The following is a 20663-nucleotide window of genomic DNA, read 5'->3' on the forward strand; positions in this document are numbered from 1 at the left end:
GGCATCGAACTGCAAGGGTGCCGAGGCATTGCCTGCCGCATCGACCAGGCGTACGTCCAGTGCCTGGCCGTTGGCCTGGGCAGGGGAGAGGGTGATGCTGAAGGCGCCGTCTGCGCCTACGGTGCCTGTGCCGATCACGGTGCCGGCAGCGTCGCGCACCTGCACGGTAGCGCCTGGCTCACCGCGCCCGGTGAAGGTGACACCATCGGCCAGGGCCAGGTCGGTGGGTTGCGCAGGCCCCACAAGATCTGGAGATGCCACGCTGGCGGCTGGCGAAATGTTGCCTGCCGCGTCGGTCAGGGTGACTTGAAGGCTACTGCCGTCCTTGACGGCAGGGTCCAGGCTGACGGTGAAGGTGCCATCAGCACCCACGGTGCCCGTGGCGAGCAGGTTGCCTGCCGCGTCGCGCACTTGCACGGTGGTGCCGGCTTCGCCGCGGCCGGTCAGTTGGGTGCCAGCCAGGCCTACCACCAGGTCCACCGGTGCATCCGGCGGCGTGGTGTCACCGCCATCGACCAAGGGCGCGGTGATGTTGGCTGCCGGCGACGTATTGCCTGCCGCGTCGGTGGCGCTCACGGCCAAGGCCTGGCCAGTGGTCTGCGGGGGTTGTAGCGTGATACTGAACAGGCCGTCAGCGCCCGCGATGGCGGTGCCCAGCAACGCGCCGCCGGGGCCGCGTACCGAAACGGTAGACCCGGGCTCGGCCCGCCCGGTCAGGGTGGCACCCTGGGCATCGACGGCCAGATTGGTCGGTGCGAGCGGCGCCGTGAGGTCTGGCGCTACGACAGCACCCGGTGCAGAGACGTTGCCAGCGGCATCGGTAAGGGTAACTTGCAGGTTCTGGCTATCGAGCTGCGCGGGTGTGAGCACCACCTCGAAGGCACCATTGGCCCCCACCACGCCGCTGCCGATCACATTGCCGGCAGCGTCGCGAACATTGACCGTAGTGCCGGGCTCGCCACGGCCCGAAAGGCGCGTGCCATCAGCGGACACAGCGAGCGCCACGGGCGCATCAGGAGGGGTAGTATCGGTGCCATCGACCACTGGAGCGGCAATACCGGCTGCGGCGGACGTGTTGCCCGCCGCATCCTCGGCCGTGACCTGTAAGGCCTGGCCGGCGGTCTGTGCCGGTTGCAGGGTAACGCTGAACAATCCATCCGTCCCTGCCGTGGCCGAGCCCAGCAGCACGCCGTCGGCCCCTCTGACCGACACCGTGGAACCTGGCTCGGCACGGCCGGTAAGCGTTGTACCCTGAGCGTCGATCGCCAGTTCGGTTGGCGCCAGCGGAGCGGTCGCATCCGGTGCGGTCACGGTGCCTGGTGCAGACACATTGCCGGCTGCATCGGTCAAGGTCACTTGCAGGTTTTCGCTGTTGATCTGGGGGGCGTTGAGCGCTACATCGAAGCTGCCATCGGCCCCGACCGTACCGGTACCGAGCAGGTTGCCAGCCGCATCGCGGATGTTCACGATCGCACCCGCTTCACCGCGCCCCGACAGGCGCAGGCCATCCGGGGAAACCAGCAGGTCGATGGGGGTCGCCGGGGCCGTGGTGTCAGGCACTGCACCGCCACCACCGCCGCCGCCGCCACTACCGCCGCCTACCGCCGCCGCGCCGCCGCCCACGCCGAGCAACCCCAGGCCTGCGATGGCCCACGTCGGCATGGCATCGCCCGCCGTACCGATGCCTGCAACCAGTTCGTCCAGAGAAGCCACTTCGTTGAAGGTGAAGCCGGTGAACGCCTGGGCGTCGTATTCGGCTTGCCAGAGGGTACCGTCTTCGCCGACGAACACCATGTCGCTGCCAACGCCAGCCTGATTCACCGCGAAGAAATTGCCGATGGTGACCTTCTCGCCGGACTTGAGCGTGACGATCAAATCCTGCCCGCGTTGGGTGACGGTGGCGACCTGGTCGGGGGCGACGGGCATCTGCACGACGCCTGGGCCATTGAGACTGATATTGCCCCAGGCATTCTGGGTGGCGACGGCGGACTGCTTATCGGCGACGACGATGTTTTCCATGAAGTGCTCCCTGCTGGTCGACTGATCCCCCCCGGCCTGAATGTGGCCGGCATTGCTGCACCAGGTCCTCTGGAACGCGATGCGGCAACCTCGACTGGTGAGTCGAGGCATGGGCGTTTAGGAGATATAGCAGCCGTGTTCAGACCAACCAGAGGCTTTCTGGGTTAATCCTTTTGTGAGGCATCCCTAGCGGATACCTAGCCGCCGGGCCAGGCGGCTGAGGTTCGCGCGGTCGAGTTCGAGCGCTCTTGCGGTGGCTGCCCAGTTGCCCTGATGTTGATCCAGGCAGGCCTGGATCAGCTGGCGTTGGTAGATGTCCAGCGCCTGGCGCAGGCCTCCAGCACCCAGGTCGGGTACCGTCGTCTCAGGGGCTGGAGCGGGCTGCGAATGGAGTGAGGTAGGTGGTTGCAGATCCAGATCGGCAGCGGTCAAGGACAAGATCCTGGGGCGTACCGTTTGTCGGCCCAACGCCTTGAGCGCCGAGCGGCCTATCAGATGCTCCAGTTCACGCACGTTGCCCGGCCAGTCGTAGGCCAGGAGTGCAGCTTGAGCGTCCGCGCCCAGTCGTAGGCTGCTCAGGCCCAAGCGTGAGCGATTCTGTTCGAGGAAGTAGCCTGCCAGCAGCAACACGTCGCGTGCGCGTTCCCGCAGAGGAGGGACATGCAACGGATAGACGCTCAGACGGTGGTAGAAATCGGCACGCAAGCGCCCGTTGCGCACCTCGGCGGCCAGATCACGGTTGGTGGCGGCGATCAGGCGCACATCGACGTGGTGTTCGCGGTCTGAACCCAGCCGCTGCAACTGTCCGCTTTGCAACACGCGCAGCAGCTTGGCTTGTACCGCCAGCGGCAACTCGCCCACCTCGTCGAGAAACAAGCTGCCCCCATGGGCCAGTTCGAACTTGCCCCGGCGGTCTGCATGGGCGCCGGTGAAGGCCCCGCGCACGTGGCCGAACAGCTCGCTTTCCACCAGCGTGTCGGGCAGCGCTGCGCAGTTCAGGCTGATCAGCGGCTTGTGGGCCCGGCTGCTCGCCTGGTGCAGGGCCTGGGCCACCAACTCCTTGCCCACCCCGGTCTCGCCGGTGATCAGCACGGTGAGATCGCTGCTGCCCACCAGTCGGATTTCCTCCACCATGCGCTGGTGGGCCGGGCTCTGGCCGATCAGCTCTCGGTCCTGACCACTGGCCTGGCGGTACACCTCCGCCCGCTGATGCTCATTTTCCGCACGCAGGGCCAGGCGTTCGATCCGCTCGGCCACGGTCACCGTCGCAGCGGCCAGGCTGGCAAAGGCTTGCAAGGCGTCGAGCTCCAGGCTCTGGAACTGGCCGGGCGTCAGGGCATCGAGGGTGACCAGCCCCCACGGGCGCTCATCGACCATCAAAGGGCAACCCATGCAGTCGTGAACCTCAAGGTCCACATCCGGCGTATTGACCAGGCCATCGTACGGGTCCGGCAGCTCGGAGTCGCTGGCAAAGCGGGTAGGGGAGGGGCTGCTCAACAGGATCTGAAAACGTGGATGCTCACTGACCTTGAAGCGACGTCCAAGGGTGTCTGGGCTCAGGCCATCCACGGCCAAGGGCACTAGCCATTCGCCATCGAGCCGGAGCAAGGCGGCAGCGTCACAGGGCAACAGACTCCGCATGGCTTGCAGTAAACGGCGATAGCGTTCCTGATCAGGCAGGTCGCGAGACAGGTCGCTGACCAGTGGCAGCAAGGCGGTAAGCAGTGGCTTGGCAGTCATAGGGACTCCTGTGGGTCTAATTGACTATACGCCGACCTGAGTCATTTAGACATGGTGCGGCTTGAAGGCCGCGGATTTGCTGCGCGCTGGACTTGGCACGAATGATGAAAAGACTGAGCATCATTCGAAGCCCCAGGCTCAGGAGTTGCTGCAATGCTCAATGCCGAACAACGTGCGATCATCAAGGCCACCGTTCCATTGCTGGAAACAGGCGGCGAGGCACTGACCACTCATTTTTACCAGATGATGCTCAACGAGTATCCCGAGGTACGCCCACTGTTCAACCAGGCGCATCAGGCCAGCGGTGACCAGCCCCGTGCCTTGGCCAATGGCGTGCTGATGTATGCCCGTCATATCGACCAGCTCGAACAGCTGGGCGGTCTGGTGGGCCAGATCATCAACAAGCATGTGGCGCTGCAGATCCTGCCCGAGCATTACCCGATCGTTGGCCGCTGTTTACTGCGGGCCATCGAGGAAGTGTTGGGCACAGACATTGCCACGGCCGAGGTAATCGATGCCTGGGGCGCAGCCTATGGCCAGTTGGCAGACATACTCATTGGTGCTGAAGAAAACCTTTACAAGCAAAAGGAAGAGGCCGACGGCGGGTGGCGAGGAGCTCGCGAATTCCGACTGGCACGGCGGGTGGAAGAAAGCCTCGAGATCGTCTCCTTTTACTTCGCACCGGTGGACGGCAAGCCGGTGCTCAAGGCTGAACCAGGGCAGTACATCGGCCTGAGGCTGATGATCGATGGTGCAGAGCAACGCCGCAACTATTCGCTCTCTGCCTTGTGCGACGGGCGTGAATATCGGATCAGCGTCAAACGCGAATCCGATGGCAAGGTCTCCAGCTACCTGCATGACCACCTGAGGGTAGGTGACACCCTCGAATTGTTCCCGCCAGCCGGTGATTTCACACTGGCCGCCAGTGACAGACCGTTAGTGCTGATCAGTGGGGGCGTGGGCATTACGCCTACCTTGGCCATGCTAGAAGCAGCCTTGCCGACCGGGCGGCCGGTGCACTTCATTCACTGCGCGCGCAATGGACAGGTGCATGCATTTCGCGAGTGGCTCGACACTCAGGCAGCGCAACATCCGCAGCTCAAGCGTTTCTACTGCTACGCCGAAGCGGATGAAGCAGCCCACGCCGATGCCGTGGGGCTGCTGAACCAGCATCTGCTGGGCGAATGGCTCCCTCGCGAGCGCGATGTGGACGCCTACTTCCTCGGGCCGAAGCCCTTCATGGCCGCCGTTAAACGCCAGCTTCTGGCCTTGGGCGTACCCGAGCAACAGACCCGCTACGAGTGCTTCGGGCCGGCCGCATCGCTGGCGTAAGAGCATTAGCGCCTAGTGACTATATATAAAGAAGCGTAACGGCCAGGCGCAAGGTCGGCCGTCTCTGGGGCTGCAAGGCAGCCCCTTCCTGCGAAGACGAGATCGCCAGGGCGATACGTGTCTGAGCGTTAATCCTGCATTAACCCAGCTGCCATTCACTCCTGCTGAGCGAGAAGCAGGCGGCAACTGCGGCCTGTTCGGTAGCTTCAATTTTCGCTGCCCCTCGTTGAACCGTCCTGCCAATGCCCGGTCTGAGCCACACCCCATTGCCGCCTGGAATATGTATCCATGAAAGGCGGGGCGCCCAGGCAGCCGGCGTCTGTGTAGAATTACGCCGGGCTGGCGGAATACGCTGCGACTATCCATCCAAGGAACCGGCAATGAATGATCAAACATCGCGCCTGAATCGGGAACGGCGCTTTCTGGTACTGTTGGGCCTGATCTGCGTTTCGCTGATCGGTGGCGCGCTCTACATGCAGGTAGTGCTGGGCGAGGCGCCATGCCCGTTGTGCATCCTTCAGCGCTATGCGCTCCTGTTCATCGCCGTCTTTGCATTCCTGGCCGCAGCCATGCCCGGGCGACGCAGCCTGACCTTCTTCGAGGCACTGGTGGTGGTCAGCGCCATTGGCGGAATCATTGCAGCCGGCAACCATGTGTATATACTCGCCAACCCCATGGTCAGTTGTGGCATCGATACCCTGCAGCCCATCGTCGATGACTTGCCCTTGGCCAAGCTCTGGCCGCTGGCGTTTCAAGTGGACGGCTTCTGCAGCACGCCTTACCCACCGGTGCTGGGCCTTTCGCTGGCGCAATGGGCATTGATTGCCTTCGTCCTGACGGCGTTGCTGGTGCCACTTGGCATCTACCGCAACCGTCGCCGCCCTTAGACAAAAGTCCCTGAATCCAACAAGGTTTTCAGGCGCTCGATCAAGGTCGGGAAACCCCTGGGAAGTTGATCCAGATCAAGCTGTAGCCCTTGCTGAATGCGGGTTGCAGGGCTATAGCCAGGGGTGCGACAAAGTGTCGCGAAGTTGAATTTATCGGCGTTATTGTTACAGATCCTGTAAAGGACTGTTGCTCAATAAGTCATAGTCAAGGGTTGGCGACCTATCTACAATCGCCCCCAATTTCCGTTCGGCACTGCTTGCAAGTCGCAGGATTGAAGGAAGCCCCAGCGCTCCTTTTTGCTGACTTCGTCAAGTTTCGCCCAACGGCGATACCGGGCGGACCCCCCTCCGCGTTTTCCGCACCAAATGGAATTGGTCTGCTATACAGGCCTTTGCCTACGAAACCAAAAGCACCGCTAACTCGCTTGAAGCCAAGGTCCTGCAGTCGGGCCCAGGCAGGAGCGGGTACGGGCGCGCAATGCCTCACTTGGTTGGACGAAGTGTTGGCTACCAAACACCAATTGCATTGAAGCAAGCTGATCTAGAGGTCGTGAGATGAGTAAAAAGCGTTACCCCAGACTGTTTGGCATATTGCCCTTTTTAGGCATGCTTTTACTCAGTGGGTGCAACTGGACCCTGCTCGACCCGAAGGGACAGGTCGGCATTGAGCAAAAGAACCTGATCCTGATCGCAATCGGCCTGATGCTGCTGGTCGTCGTGCCAGTCATCATCATGACCGTGGTGTTCGCCTGGAAGTATCGCGCTTCCAACAAGGCAGCCACCTACACCCCGGACTGGTCTCACTCGACCAAGATCGAGGCTGCGGTGTGGATCATCCCGATTCTGATCATCATCGTGCTGGGTTACGTGACCTACAAGTCCACCCACAGGCTCGACCCGTACCGTCCTCTGGATTCCGACGTGAAGCCCGTGCAGATCGACGTCGTCGCGCTAGACTGGAAGTGGCTGTTCATCTACCCGGAACAAGGTATCGCCACGGTCAACAAGATCGTCTTCCCGGCCAATACCCCGGTCAACTTCCGCGTCACCTCCGACGCCGTGATGAACTCGTTCTTCATCCCGGGCCTGGGCGGCCAGATCTACGCCATGGCGGGCATGACCACCAAGCTGCACCTGATCGCCAACGAGAACGGCGTGTTTGACGGTATCAGCGCCAACTACAGCGGTGCTGGCTTCACCGGCATGAAATTCAAGGCTACTGCCACGTCCCAGGAAGACTTCGAGAAGTGGGTCGCCGAAGTCAAGCAGTCGCCGAAGAAGCTGGGCAAGGCCGAATACGAAGCCTTGGCCAAACCAAGCGAAAACAACCCAGTCACGCTGTATAGCGAGGCCTCGCCTGACCAGTTCCAGCTGATCGTCGACAAGTACGAAGGCATGAACCGCGGTCGTTCGAGCCACGAAGAAGCTGGCAGCAAAGACCTGGCCACTACCAAGGGTGTGGAATCGAGTATGCAACCAGCTGCCGGTGCAGAGGAGTAAGAGATGTTCGGTAAATTAAGCCTGGAGGCGATACCCTATCACGAGCCGATAGTCATGGTGACACTCGCCATTATCGCGCTCGGTGGTATCGCTGTCGTTGGTGCGGTCACCTACTTCCGCAAGTGGTCCTACTTGTGGACCGAGTGGTTGACGACCGTCGACCACAAGAAAATCGGGGTGATGTACATCATCGTCGCGATGGTCATGCTGCTGCGCGGCTTTGCCGACGCCATCATGATGCGGACCCAGCTGGCTGTTGCCACCGGTGGTTCCGAAGGCTACCTGCCGCCTGAACACTATGACCAGATCTTCACCGCCCACGGTGTGATCATGATCATCTTCATGGCGATGCCATTCTTCACCGGCCTGATGAACCTCGCGGTTCCTCTGCAGATCGGTGCGCGTGACGTGGCCTTCCCGTTCCTGAACTCCCTGAGCTTCTACCTGCTGCTGGCAGGCGTGCTGCTGGTGAACATCTCGCTGGGCGTTGGTGAATTCGCCAAGACCGGTTGGGTTGCCTATCCGCCGCTCGCGGGTATTCAGTACAGTCCGGGCGTGGGTGTCGACTACTACATCTGGGCGCTACAGCTCTCAGGATTGGGTACGACGCTGACAGGCGTGAACTTCCTCGTCACCGTGATGAAGATGCGCGCACCTGGCATGAAGCTGATGGACATGCCTATCTTCACCTGGACCTGCACCTGGGCAAACGTCCTGATCGTGGCTTCGTTCCCGATCCTGACCGCTGCACTGGCACTGCTGACCGTTGACCGTTATCTGGACTTCCACATCTTCACCAACGAGCTTGGTGGGAACCCGATGATGTACGTCAACCTGTTCTGGGCCTGGGGTCACCCTGAGGTTTACATTCTGATCCTGCCGGCCTTCGGCGTGTTCTCGGAAGTGACCTCCACCTTCTCCGGCAAGCGCCTGTTCGGCCACCACGCGATGATCTACGCATCGGGTGCGATCGCTGTACTGGGCTTTGCGGTTTGGCTGCACCACTTCTTCACCATGGGTGCCGGCGCCAGCGTCAACACCTTCTTCGGCCTGGCGACGATGCTGATCTCCATTCCGACGGGTGTGAAGCTGTTCAACTGGCTGTTCACCATCTACCAGGGCCGTCTGCGCTTCACTGCGCCGATCCTCTGGACCCTGGGCTTCATGATCACCTTCTCCATCGGTGGCATGACTGGCGTTCTGCTGGCTGTACCGGGTGCTGACTTCGTGCTGCACAACAGCCTGTTCGTAATCGCCCACTTCCACAACGTGATCATCGGTGGTGCGGTATTCGGCTACATCGCCGGCTTCGCCTACTGGTTCCCGAAAGCCTTCGGTTTCACCCTGAACGAGAAGTGGGGCAAAGCTGCCTTCTGGTTCTGGATCTCGGGCTTCTACGTGGCATTCATGCCGCTGTACGCACTGGGCTTCATGGGTATGACCCGTCGTCTGAACCACTCGGACAACCCACTGTGGGAACCCTACCTGTACGTTGCCGTGGTCGGTGCCGTGCTGATCCTGTTCGGTATCGCCTGCCAGCTGATCCAGCTGTTCGTATCGGTTCGCGATCGTCACCAGAACCTGGACGTGACCGGCGACCCATGGGGCGGCCGTACCCTGGAATGGTCGACTTCGTCGCCACCTCCGTTCTACAACTTCGCCCACATGCCTGAGAAGGTTGGCCTGGATGCCTGGCACGAAGCCAAGGAAGCCGGTGTTGCCTACAAGGTGCCGGGCAAGTACGAAGCGATCCACATGCCGAGCAATACCTCTACCGGTTTGTTCATGGGTCTGTTCCTGACCATCTTCGGCTTCGCTTTCATCTGGCACATCTGGTGGCTGGTCGGCGCAAGCCTGGTTGCAACCATCGCTGTCTTCGTTCGCCACGCTGCGCGTGACGACCAGGGCTTCATGGTTCCGGCCGAAGAAGTGGCGCGCATCGAAGGCGAGCGCATGAAAGCGTTGGCCAATGCAGGTGCTCTGCCTGCCGGCGCACGTGTCGAATCGTTTGAGCGGGTGTAATCAATGTCCAGTCAAGTAATGCACGGTGCTCATGGTCACGACCATGGGCACGACGATCACCACCACGACTCGGGCCAGATGACCGTACTGGGCTTCTGGCTGTACCTGATGACCGACTGCATCCTGTTTGCGTCGCTCTTCGCCACCTACGCGGTGCTGTCCGGCAGTTTTGCCGGCGGCCCGTCGGGTCATGACATCTTCGAGCTCAAGTTCGTAGCTGTCGAAACGCTGTTCCTGCTGCTGTCCTCGATCACCTTCGGCTTCGCCATGCTGAAGATGTTCGCCGGTAACAAGGCAGGCGTACTGGGCTGGTTGGCTGTGACCTTCCTGTTCGGTGCGGGCTTCATCGCGATGGAAATCTACGAGTTCCATCACCTGATCGGCGAAGGCTTCGGCCCGAACCGCAGTGGCTTCCTGTCGGGCTTCTTCGCGCTGGTAGGCACCCACGGTCTGCACGTGACGGCTGGTCTGATCTGGATGGCAATCATGATGTACCAGATCAACAAGCACGGCATCACGCCGACCGCCAAGACCCGCATGAGCTGCCTGAGCCTGTTCTGGCACTTCCTGGACGTGGTCTGGATCTGCGTATTCACCGTCGTCTACCTGCTGGGGGTTCTGTAATGGCTAACGCACACGACACTCATCACGAAGGCAGCCACGGCAGCGTCAAGTCGTACATGATCGGTTTCGTCCTGTCGATCATCCTGACCGCGATTCCGTTCGGCCTGGTGATGTACCCAAGCCTGCCGAAGAACCTGACCGTTCTGATCGTTGTGGCCATGGCCGTGATTCAGGTAGTGGTACACCTGGTGTACTTCCTGCACATGGACCGCTCGAAAGAGCAACGCAACAACGTATCGACGTTCCTGTTCACCGCCATGGTGATCGCGCTGCTGGTTGGCCTGTCGCTGTGGATCATGTTCAGCATCCACGTCGAAATGCTGGCCAAGTGAGGTAAGACTGCATGTCCGTTAAGCACTTTATCCAAATCACCAAACCGGGGATCATTTTCGGTAACGTGCTTTCCGTGGCAGGCGGTTTCTTCCTTGCCGCGAAGGGCCATGTGGACTTCGCCCTGCTGCTGGCAGTGGTCGTTGGTACTTCCCTGGTGGTGGCGTCCGGTTGTGCATTCAACAACTGCATCGACCGCGACATCGACCAGAAAATGGAGCGCACCAAGAACCGCGTGATGGTACAGGGTGGCATGTCACTGCCCCTCGCGCTGATCTACGCCACCCTGCTTGGGGTGGCGGGTTTCAGCTTGCTGTACGTGCAGGCCAACCCCTTGTCCGCGTACTGCGCACTGATCGGCTTCGTGGTCTATGTAGGCTTCTATAGCCTGTGGCTCAAGCGTAAATCGGTGCACGGCACCTTGGTCGGCAGCCTGTCCGGTGCCATGCCGCCTGTCATTGGCTACTGCGCTGTCAGCAATAGCTTCGACCTGGCGGCTGTGACCCTGCTGGTGATGTTCAGCCTGTGGCAGATGCCGCACAGCTTTGCCATCGCCATCTTCCGCTTCAAGGACTACAGCGCCGCAAACATTCCGGTATTGCCGGTGGCGCGTGGCATCCTGGCTGCGAAGAAGCAGATCGTGCTGTATGTGCTGGCGTTCGTGCTTGCGACCTTGATGCTCACCCTCGGTGGTTACGCTGGCCTCGGCTACATGGCCGTGGCAGCTGCCATGGGCCTTTACTGGCTGTACATGGCATGGGGTGGCTACAAGGCTGAAGACGACAGCAAGTGGGCGCGCAAAGTGTTCGGCTTTTCCATCCTCACCGTCATGGCCCTGAGCCTGATGATGGGGGTGGACAGCCAGACGGCTGCTGACGTGCTGATGACCTACGCACGCTGAAACCACGCCTGCTTCACGAAAACCCCGGCCTGTGCGCCGGGGTTTTTTTATGTCTATTTGGGGCCTGTGGCGGGTGAGCCAGACCCCTCGCTTGGTTTGTAGAGCTTTTTTGGAACAGGCCTACCAGCGATGGTGAAGCGCACCACTGCGCGCGTTGGCGTTACAAAAAATGCCCCTGTTTAGATAATAAAAAACAGCAGATTACCCTTTACAAGACATCTATATCGGCACTATCTTCTGAGTCAGGTCGCCGCATGCGGCCAGCGTCGCTCGGACGGTTCCGGGCGCTTACGTTTTTTAGAGGAAACCATGGCCACTCCAGGTTTGCCGCGCCGTTTTGCGCGCATCGATCGTCTCCCGCCCTACGTCTTCAACATCACTGCCGAGCTCAAGATGGCTGCCCGCCGCCGTGGCGAGGACATCATCGACCTGAGCATGGGTAACCCCGATGGCGCCACGCCGCCGCATATCGTCGAGAAGCTGGTGCAGGTCGCTCAGCGCGAGGATACCCACGGCTACTCCACATCCCGCGGCATCCCGCGCCTGCGTCGCGCTATCTCGAACTGGTACAAGGAACGGTACGGGGTCGACATCGACCCCGAAGATGAGGCCATCGTCACCATTGGTTCGAAAGAGGGCCTGGCGCACCTGATGCTGGCCACACTGGACCAAGGCGATACGGTACTGGTACCCAACCCCAGCTACCCGATCCATATATACGGGGCTGTCATCGCCGGGGCCCAGGTGCGTTCTGTCCCGCTTGTGCCGGGCGTGGACTTCTTCAACGAGCTTGAACGGGCCATTCGCGAGTCGATCCCCAAGCCCAAGATGATGATTCTCGGCTTCCCGTCCAACCCGACTGCCCAATGCGTGGAGCTGGACTTCTTCGAACGCGTTGTGGCATTGGCCAAGCAATATGGCGTGCTGGTGGTCCACGACCTGGCGTATGCCGACATCGTGTACGACGGCTGGAAAGCGCCATCGATCATGCAGGTGCCTGGCGCCAAGGACATTGCGGTGGAGTTCTTCACCTTGTCCAAGAGCTACAACATGGCCGGCTGGCGGATCGGCTTCATGGTCGGCAACCCCGAACTGGTCAATGCCCTGGCGCGCATCAAGAGCTACCACGACTACGGCACGTTCACGCCTTTGCAGGTGGCTGCCATTGCAGCGCTGGAAGGGGATCAGCAGTGCGTACGGGATATTGCCGAGCAGTACCGCCAGCGTCGCAATTTGCTGGTCAAGGGTTTGCACGAGTTGGGCTGGATGGTCGAGAACCCCAAGGCGTCCATGTACGTCTGGGCCAAGATCCCGCCTGAGTACGCACACCTGGGTTCGCTCGAGTTTTCCAAGAAGCTGCTTGCCGAGGCCAAGGTATGTGTCTCGCCAGGCATCGGCTTTGGGGACTATGGTGATGACCATGTGCGCTTTGCCCTGATCGAAAACCAGGACCGGATCCGTCAGGCCATCCGCGGTATCCGCCAGATGTTCCGGGCTGACGGGCTGGCGCGCAAGTAATCCGTGACGCCCTGCCGCTGGCGTTGCCGGCGGCAGGTGCGCTGCGCTGCGCTCAATGGTGGGGTGGGCTTCCGAATGTGCCTTGCTTCGCTGACTGATTACCTTCGGCACTCATTTCTCGCACGATGATAGTGACATGAGTGTTTTTACCGCCTATTTCTGTGGGACAGGTTCCCATCGCTTCGACGACACCAACACCAACTTCTGGAACGGCGAACTGGTCTCGACCCTGGCAAGCCATGACCAAGGCCGCGAATTTGCCCACTGGGTCGCTGTCGACGGTCCGGGCAGCGGCAATCTCCAGGACGACAGCCTGTTCGTCGATCCCGGCGGCTACTACAACTGGACAGGGCAGTTGTTTGGCCGTGGCTGGGAAGAAAACGTCAGCCATGTGCTGCAGATCATCAAGGGCGAAAGCCGCTGGCAGCGCACCAAGCTAAGCGAAGCCGAGTACAAACGCCTCAAGGATGCCGGCGTTCCTGTGCCAGAGGTGGCTTCGACCGCTTCGTGGTTCTGGAGAACCTATGACTACGGCGATCGCCACCCCACGCCGCAAGAGCTGCAAGAGCGCATCATTCATCTGTTCCGCAAGCCGCGCGTGCCTACCCAGGTCAACCTGGTCGGCTGGAGCCGCGGCGGCATCAGCTGCCACATGCTGGCCAATGCCATGGCCAAGGACCCTGAACTGTGCGATGTCCCGGTCAACATTTTTACCATTGACCCGGTTCCAGGCATTGGCAATGTGCAGCCAGAGCGCGTGATGCTGCCGGGCAATGTGCGCGAGTATGTGGGCTTCTACTCCCGTGACGAACGCTCCAAAGGGTTCGCCTGTGTGGTGCCAGGCGTGCAACCCGGTACCCGGATAAGCGTGTTTCCCATGCCGGGTCGGCACGCGACGTTGGTGGGGAATGCGTCGGTTGACGGTGCGGGCAGCGGCGAAGTGCTCGTCCAGCCGGGTTTGGTGGTCAGGCACTACGCCGAAGTATGCCTGAGGCGCTGGGGTGTCGAATTGGCCAAGTGCCTGAACTTGAGTGACGGACAAGTGATGGCCTATCACAAGGCAATGGCAGACTGTGAGGACCGGTACCAAGCAATGCGTCGTGCGTCCTACACCCTTGTGACCGAAGGTAGCCCTGACGACCGGCTGTTACACCAGGGCACCCGGCAAACGACCTTCAGCCATGTGCGCGGTGATCCCTATCGCCCAGCCGCGGGCCTTGGCCTGAATCAATGCGATGGCGATACCTATAAAGCGCTGCGCTAACTGAAATCGAGGGGCGAATAGGGTGTCTGGTGAAAGCCAAGCGCCTGCGGTTATTTTTTTCTGCCCCTCTATTCAATCACCCCCGCTTGGACCGAGAATGGCTGCTCGGGCCAGCCCCGATCTCAACCACCTTTCTTCCGTGCAATCATGTCCGAATATAACCCTTGCCTTGACTGCGGCGCTTGCTGCGGGTACTTCCGTGTGTCCTTCTTCTGGGGTGAATGCCAGTCCTCCGGCGGTGTGGTGCCTGACGATCTGGTGGTGCAAGTGAGTCCGTCTCGGGTGGCCATGATTGGCACCGACGCCAAGCCCTGCCGCTGCATTAGCCTGCAGGGCGAGGTGGGGCAGGGCGTGGCCTGCGCCATCTACGCCAACCGTTCCAGTCCCTGCCGCGAGTTCGAGGCGTCGTGGGAAGGGGGCGTACACAACCCACGCTGTGATACCGCCCGGGCCGCCTACGGGCTACCGCCATTGACCCCGCCTGGGGCGAATGAGCCGCATTGGCCCGATGATGGGGCTGAGGTCGCCTAAGCCCGTATCTAAGCGTGCGCGCACGAGCGTCTTGGATCTGAATCGTTGACATGGAAGTCGGTAGGATTCGCCATCTCTGACAGAGTCGCGATGCGAAGCTGAATGCGTTGGCTGTCGACTGTGGCCCGCCGTGCAGTTTTGCACTGCCTGAAGGTCGCGCTTGACGCTAAACTGTCATCTTACCCAGCAATGGACAGGTGAGCCGGCGTGACCCCACCCCGAAGTTTCCCGAGTGATCTGTGTCTCGATAGCCCGCGCCTTTACCTGCGCCCCATGCGCCACGCCGATGCGGCGAAGTGGTTGGCGATCATGGCCGACCCTGAGGTCATGCGGTACTGGCACCACGCGCCCTGGCAGAATCTGGCTGAAGCCCAGAGCGCGCTGGCAGCTGACCGTGAAGCGTACGCCAATGGCGAGCAACTCAAGTTGGGTATGTACCGCCGGGACAACGGCGAACTGATCGGTATGGTTCAACTGTTCAACATCGACGACACCTCCCGGCGAGGTGAGATCGGCTATTGCCTGGCCAGCGCTGTGCAGGGCAGGGGATACATGGATGAAGCGTTGACGTGCTTTATCGACTACATCGCCAATACCCTGCACATGCGCCGCCTGGAAGGCGAGATCGACCCTCGCAACCAAGGCTCGGCGCGTACGTTGGAGCGCCAGGGGTTCGTGCTGGAGGGCACCCTGCGAGCGCGCTGGTGCGTGGGCGGTGAGCTGTCGGACTCGGGTATCTACGGGCTGCTGCTGGAACCGCCGGTGGCGTGAGAGGCTGCGATCACCCAGTTTGGAAGCGGGGGATGACATGGGTTATGGTCATCCCCTGTGCCGACCTTCCAGGTGTCCTTTGCCCGCTTTTTACCTCAGCATTACCCTCCTGTTGTACCTGGTCGCCCTGTGTCTCGATGGCGCCTCGATGAGTGACGGCCACCACATGCCCGCCCTGCAGATGCTGCTGTACGGGCCTTGGGGCATACCATTCGGCCTGCACCAGTGGTTTGCCAACCCATTGCTCGCCCTGGCCATCCTGGCGCATCGGCGCTTTCGCCGTTTGGCCCTGCTGCTGGGGCTTTGTGCGCTGTATCTGGCAGGGACCAGCCTGGGTATCGACCGCCTGCCTGACAACCAGAGTTATGAGTTCCACGACCTGACGGGCTTGGCGGCAGGCTTCTACGTGTGGGTGGCAGCGATGCTGGTGTTTTGCTTTGGTCAGGGCTGGTACTGTCTGAAAGCGCGCCAAGCCGCTGATATGCCTGGGTGGAATTGGGCGGACGTTACCCTGATTGCAGCATTGGCGGTGATGTTGTATGCCGCCACACAGATGCCGTCGCTGCGCTTCGAGCCGAGCAGGGTGTTGATGCCGCCGGAGCAACCTCAAACGCTTTGACCTTCACGGAGAGTTCGCATGATCAAGCACTATCTGGCTGGGCTGGCATTGGCGTGCTGCACGCCGCTGGCCATGGCCGACGATCCGTCGCCCGCTTATGCCCGCTGTATGGACAATGCCTCCAGTACCCTGGCCATGGGTGAATGCCTCAAGGCCGAGATGCAGGTACAGGACCAGCGTCTGAACCGCGTCTACAAACAGCTGATGAATAAACTACCGGCGGATCAGCAAAAGAGCCTGCGTGATGTGCAGCGCAAGTGGCTGGCTTATCGGGATGCCAACTGCCAGTTTCATCGCACGGCCAGTGGCGGCACCATGGCGCAGCTTGAGGGCGGGACCTGCCTGATGGACATGACCCGAGAGCGGGCGGCGGAGCTTGAGCGGGTGTTGGATCCGCAACGGTGATGGTGGCTTGTGCTGGTGTAGTTGAGGCTATGTTGTAATTGCGTGGGCGTTCTTACGCCCATACGCAAAGTTGGCCACTCGTTACAACTTGGGTAACAGTGCCTTGTCATGATTCTGTAAGTGCATCTTATTTGTCCCTTCTCATTCATACTAATCCGGTTCAGTATTGCAGGCACTCCTGCCTACTCTAAGTAAAACTGCTGTTGCTGTTGCTGTTGCTGTTGCTGTTGCTGTTGCTGTTGCTGTTGCTGTTGCTGTTGCTGTTGCTGTTGCTGTTGCTGTTGCTTCTAAGCGCGCGGTAGTCCAGGCAACACAGATCGCGACTTCAGGAGGCCGAGCGCAGGGCTTGCGGAGGGAGGTGACAGGCATGGATGCCTGTCAAGCGCTGGGCCCCAGGATGGGGCCTGCAGCGCGGTCCTCCCGGGAGCAAGCCCGGAGCGAGGGAACCCCGGAGCGCAGCGCAGGGGCCGGATGATAGGAGCAGGCGGTTTTTGCTTACTTTTTGCCAAGACAAAAAGTGAGCCGCCGTAAGGGCGGAAGGGTGACTGTGCGCCCCCCTCGCCAATGAATACCAACTTGCCACATACGCCCAAGCTAAGGCGCCAAGGCCCCAAGGCGCTCAAACGTTCATACCGATTATTTAATCTCACCGCGCCCCCTTCGCCGCCGGTCCATAAAAACCCGCGAACCTCGATAAGCACTGCAAGCCAGCCCACCCCAAATACAGACAACCCGCCAATCGCTATGAAACACTACCGCCCCCACAGCCGCAAATAGCCCCCAGCATGCCCGCCCTGGACCACCCGCTCATCGATCAATTCCTGGACGCCCTGTGGCTCGAAAAGGGATTGTCCGACAATACTCGCACCTCTTACCGCAGCGACCTCGCCCTGTTCAACGGCTGGCTACAAGCACACTCGGTCAACCTCCCCGATGCGGGCCGCGAACTGATTCTCGACCACCTGGCCTGGCGCCTGGACCAAGGCTACAAGCCGCGCTCGACCGCACGTTTCCTGTCCGGGCTACGCGGTTTCTTCCGCTACCTGCTGCGCGAAAAGCTCATCGCCATCGACCCGACGCTTCAGGTAGACATGCCACAACTGGGCAAACCGCTGCCCAAGTCGCTGTCCGAGGCCGATGTGGAAGCCTTGTTGCAAGCCCCGGAGCTTGGCGAGGCCATCGGCCAGCGCGACCGCGCCATGCTCGAAGTGCTGTATGCCTGCGGCCTGCGCGTCACCGAGCTGGTCAGCCTCACGCTCGATCAGGTCAATCTGCGCCAGGGCGTACTCAGGGTGATGGGCAAAGGCAGCAAGGAGCGGCTGGTGCCCATGGGCGAGGAGGCGGTGGTGTGGCTGGAGCGCTACCTGCGCCACGGCCGTGCCGAATTGCTCAACGGCCGTCCCAGCGATGTGCTGTTCCCTAGCCTGCGCGGCGAGCAGATGACCCGGCAGACCTTCTGGCATCGCATCAAGCACCATGCCCAGATGGCGGGCATCGACAAGGCCTTGTCGCCGCATACGCTGCGACACGCATTCGCCACGCACCTGCTCAACCACGGTGCGGACCTTCGCGTGGTGCAGCTGTTGCTGGGCCACAGCGATTTGTCGACCACGCAGATCTACACCCACGTGGCCAAGGCACGGTTGCAGCAACTGCACGCCGAGCACCATCCACGCGGATGAATGTTTTTCATGTTCGCCCAACCGGCAGTCTGCGGCGGCTTCAAGCCAGGCGTGATGTGGTAGGCTTGGGCGGTTAGCACCAAGGGCCGCCCAGTCACCTCGTCGTTTTACTCAGGTGACGCTCTGCGGCCCCTGTCCGCCCTCAGGAGTATCCATGCGCGTGACCCCGTTTTTCGCCGCCGCCGCCTTGGCGCTGGCCAGCACCTTTGCCGTGGCTGCGGCGCCCGATACGCCAGTCGGCGCCGAGCAGGCCATTCGCAAGTCATTGCAGAACCTGTCCCTGGAAGTGCCTGTCGAGAGCGTGGCCAGCAGCCCGGTCAGCGGCCTGTACGAAGTCAAGCTGCAAGGCGGGCGTGTGCTGTACGCCAGCGCTGATGGCCAGTTCGTGATGCAGGGCTACCTGTTCCAGATCCAGGACGGCAAGCCCGTCAACCTGACCGAAAAAGCCGAGCGCCTGGGCATAGCCAAGCTCATCAATGGCATTCCGGCAGGTGAGATGGTGGTGTATCCGGCCAAGGGCGAAACCAAGTCCCATATCACCGTCTTCACCGACACCACGTGCCCGTACTGCCACAAGCTGCATGCCGAAGTGCCCGAACTCAACCGCCGCGGTATCGAAGTGCGTTACGTCGCCTTCCCGCGTCAGGGCCTGGGCTCGGCCGGCGACCAGCAATTGCAGGCGGTGTGGTGCTCCAGCGACCGTCGCAAAGCCATGGACAAGATGGTCGAGGGTGATGAAATCAAGGCAGCCAAGTGCACCAACCCGGTCAGCAAGCAGTTCCAGCTGGGGCAGTCGATCGGCGTCAACGGTACACCGGCCATCGTGCTCGAAAATGGCCAGGTGATTCCGGGTTACCAGCCTGCACCGCAGGTCGCCAAGCTGGCGCTTGCCAAGTAATACAGTTCTATACGCCGTCGTCATGGGGTGACGGCATGTTTCACGGTCGGCAAAGGTGTCGGCCGTTCAATGGGGAGTTCACAGTGAAACCGGTCAAAGTAGGCATCTGTGGGTTGGGGACCGTCGGTGGCGGAACCTTCAATGTACTTCAGCGCAACGCCGAGGAGATTGCCCGCCGTGCCGGGCGCGGTATTGAAGTGGCACAGATCGCCATGCGCTCGCAGAACCCGAACTGCCAGATTACCGGTACCCCCATTACCGCTGATGTGTTCGAAGTCGCGAGCAACCCCGAGATCGATATCGTCATCGAGCTCATTGGGGGCTACACCGTGGCCCGCGACCTGGTGCTCAAGGCCATCGAGAACGGCAAGCACGTGGTCACCGCCAACAAGGCGCTGATCGCCGTGCATGGCAACGAAATCTTCGCCAGAGCCCGTGAAAAGGGCGTGATCGTCGCCTTCGAAGCAGCGGTGGCCGGCGGCATCCCGGTAATCAAGGCCATTCGCGAGGGCCTGTCGGCCAACCGTATCAACTGGCTGGCGGGGATCATCAACGGTACCGGCAACTTCATCCTCACCGAAATGCGCGAAAAAGGCCGTGCCTTCCCGGATGTGCTGGCCGAAGCCCAGGCGCTTGGCTATGCCGAAGCCGACCCGACGTTCGACGTCGAAGGCATCGACGCGGCGCACAAGCTGACCATCCTGGCATCGATCGCGTTCGGCATTCCGCTGCAGTTCGACAAGGCCTACACCGAAGGCATCACCCGGCTGACCACGGCGGACGTGAACTACGCCGAAGCCCTGGGCTACCGCATCAAGCACCTGGGCATGGCACGCCGTACCGCCGAAGGTATCGAGTTGCGCGTGCACCCGACGCTGATTCCGGCCGACCGCCTGATTGCCAACGTCAATGGGGTGATGAATGCCGTGATGGTCAACGGCGACGCCGCCGGCTCGACGTTGTACTACGGTGCAGGCGCAGGAATGGAACCAACCGCGTCCTCGGTGGTGGGTGACCTGGTGGACGTGGTCCGTGCCATGACCTCTGACCCGGAAAACCGCGTACCCCACCTGGCGTTCCAGCCCGATTCGCTGTCAGCGCACCCGATCCTGCCGATCGAAGCCTGCGAGAGCGCCTATTACCTGCGTATTCAGGCCAAGGATCATCCAGGGGTGCTGGCCCAGGTGGCGAGCATTCTGTCCGAGCGTGGCATCAACATCGAATCGATCATGCAAAAGGAAGCCGAAGAGCAAGACGGCTTGGTGCCGATGATCCTGTTGACCCACCGGGTGGTGGAGCAGGGCATCAACGACGCTATCGTTGCCCTCGAGGCCCTGCAGGATGTGGTAGGCCAGGTCGTGCGCATTCGCGTCGAGCAGCTCAACTAGGGTTGGCCTGAACAGCCTTGTGACGAACGTCCGGCAATGCTGTTTTCGGACATGCGTGACCGAGTACCGGGGCTTCTCGCACAGAGCCCCAGCGACACCCCCGGCGCTGCAGCCATACGCAGCGTAGGGGCTTTAGAACACCCTATAGTCACGGCAAGCCAAGGCGTGCCGCCCAGGAACGAGGCCTCCGGCCCTTTTCTGCTGCGGGTAAACCAGGCTTGCCGCTCAAACC

Annotated in this window: 18 protein-coding genes; 16 read left to right on the forward strand and 2 right to left on the reverse strand. The window is 61.1% G+C overall.

Annotated features, from left to right (window positions below):
• Window positions 1-2019 (reverse strand): Ig-like domain-containing protein (locus CRP40_RS00340; protein WP_141400899.1); only part of this gene is annotated, 2019 nt, incomplete at its 3' end.
• A 186-nt stretch (window positions 2020-2205) separates the two neighbouring features.
• The gene (norR, locus tag CRP40_RS00345; protein WP_027916569.1) at window positions 2206-3759 is read right to left on the reverse strand and encodes a nitric oxide reductase transcriptional regulator NorR; all 1554 of its coding nucleotides are present in this window, start codon (window positions 3757-3759) and stop codon (window positions 2206-2208) included.
• A 153-nt stretch (window positions 3760-3912) separates the two neighbouring features.
• Here norR and hmpA point away from each other — a divergent pair, with 153 nt between their 5' ends.
• From hmpA to CRP40_RS00430, 16 genes are all read left to right on the forward strand, one after another.
• On the forward strand, window positions 3913-5091 hold the full coding sequence (gene hmpA / locus CRP40_RS00350) for an NO-inducible flavohemoprotein (RefSeq protein WP_027916568.1): 1179 nt from the start codon (window positions 3913-3915) through the stop codon (window positions 5089-5091).
• Between the two features lie 380 nt (window positions 5092-5471).
• Window positions 5472-5978, forward strand: coding sequence for a disulfide bond formation protein B (locus tag CRP40_RS00355; protein WP_027916567.1), 507 nt, complete (start codon window positions 5472-5474; stop codon window positions 5976-5978).
• Window positions 5979-6533: 555 nt separating this feature from the next.
• Window positions 6534-7478 (forward strand): ubiquinol oxidase subunit II, encoded by a 945-nt coding sequence (gene cyoA, locus CRP40_RS00365; protein ID WP_023533467.1) that lies wholly within the window; start codon window positions 6534-6536, stop codon window positions 7476-7478.
• Between the two features lie 3 nt (window positions 7479-7481).
• On the forward strand, window positions 7482-9500 hold the full coding sequence (cyoB, locus tag CRP40_RS00370; RefSeq protein ID WP_023533473.1) for a cytochrome o ubiquinol oxidase subunit I: 2019 nt from the start codon (window positions 7482-7484) through the stop codon (window positions 9498-9500).
• Window positions 9501-9503: 3 nt separating this feature from the next.
• Window positions 9504-10124 (forward strand): cytochrome o ubiquinol oxidase subunit III, encoded by a 621-nt coding sequence (gene cyoC, locus CRP40_RS00375; RefSeq protein ID WP_023533465.1) that lies wholly within the window; start codon window positions 9504-9506, stop codon window positions 10122-10124.
• On the forward strand, window positions 10124-10456 hold the full coding sequence (gene cyoD / locus CRP40_RS00380) for a cytochrome o ubiquinol oxidase subunit IV (protein WP_023533459.1): 333 nt from the start codon (window positions 10124-10126) through the stop codon (window positions 10454-10456). Before cyoC ends, cyoD begins: the two co-directional genes overlap by 1 nt.
• Before the next feature lie 11 nt (window positions 10457-10467).
• Window positions 10468-11355, forward strand: a complete 888-nt coding sequence (gene cyoE, locus CRP40_RS00385; RefSeq protein ID WP_023533464.1) for a heme o synthase — start codon at window positions 10468-10470, stop codon at window positions 11353-11355.
• Between the two features lie 309 nt (window positions 11356-11664).
• Entirely contained in the window at window positions 11665-12873 is a 1209-nt protein-coding gene (gene alaC, locus CRP40_RS00390) for an alanine transaminase (RefSeq protein WP_027916566.1), read from the forward strand.
• 136 nt (window positions 12874-13009) lie between these two features.
• Complete coding sequence (locus CRP40_RS00395; protein ID WP_027916565.1) at window positions 13010-14137, forward strand: hypothetical protein; 1128 nt, start codon at window positions 13010-13012, stop codon at window positions 14135-14137.
• Between the two features lie 147 nt (window positions 14138-14284).
• A complete protein-coding gene (locus CRP40_RS00400; protein ID WP_027916564.1) occupies window positions 14285-14668 on the forward strand; it encodes a YkgJ family cysteine cluster protein in 384 nt (127 codons plus the stop codon).
• 207 nt (window positions 14669-14875) lie between these two features.
• Window positions 14876-15439 carry a GNAT family N-acetyltransferase gene (locus CRP40_RS00405; RefSeq protein ID WP_027916563.1) on the forward strand — a complete coding sequence of 188 codons (564 nt, stop codon included), beginning with the start codon at window positions 14876-14878 and terminating at the stop codon, window positions 15437-15439.
• Window positions 15440-15518: 79 nt separating this feature from the next.
• The gene (locus tag CRP40_RS00410; protein ID WP_027916562.1) at window positions 15519-16058 is read left to right on the forward strand and encodes a hypothetical protein; all 540 of its coding nucleotides are present in this window, start codon (window positions 15519-15521) and stop codon (window positions 16056-16058) included.
• An 18-nt stretch (window positions 16059-16076) separates the two neighbouring features.
• Window positions 16077-16463, forward strand: a complete 387-nt coding sequence (locus CRP40_RS00415) for a lysozyme inhibitor LprI family protein (protein ID WP_027916561.1) — start codon at window positions 16077-16079, stop codon at window positions 16461-16463.
• Window positions 16464-17248: 785 nt separating this feature from the next.
• On the forward strand, window positions 17249-18145 hold the full coding sequence (gene xerD / locus CRP40_RS00420; RefSeq protein WP_027913822.1) for a site-specific tyrosine recombinase XerD: 897 nt from the start codon (window positions 17249-17251) through the stop codon (window positions 18143-18145).
• Between the two features lie 154 nt (window positions 18146-18299).
• On the forward strand, window positions 18300-19043 hold the full coding sequence (locus tag CRP40_RS00425) for a thioredoxin fold domain-containing protein (protein ID WP_027913823.1): 744 nt from the start codon (window positions 18300-18302) through the stop codon (window positions 19041-19043).
• An 83-nt stretch (window positions 19044-19126) separates the two neighbouring features.
• A complete protein-coding gene (locus tag CRP40_RS00430; protein ID WP_027913824.1) occupies window positions 19127-20431 on the forward strand; it encodes a homoserine dehydrogenase in 1305 nt (434 codons plus the stop codon).
• Window positions 20432-20663: the final 232 nt, after the last annotated feature.

Origin of the sequence: Pseudomonas sp. URMO17WK12:I9, from assembly GCF_900230165.1 — a bacterium.
In the GTDB taxonomy this organism is placed as follows: Bacteria; Pseudomonadota; Gammaproteobacteria; order Pseudomonadales; family Pseudomonadaceae; genus Aquipseudomonas; species Aquipseudomonas fulva.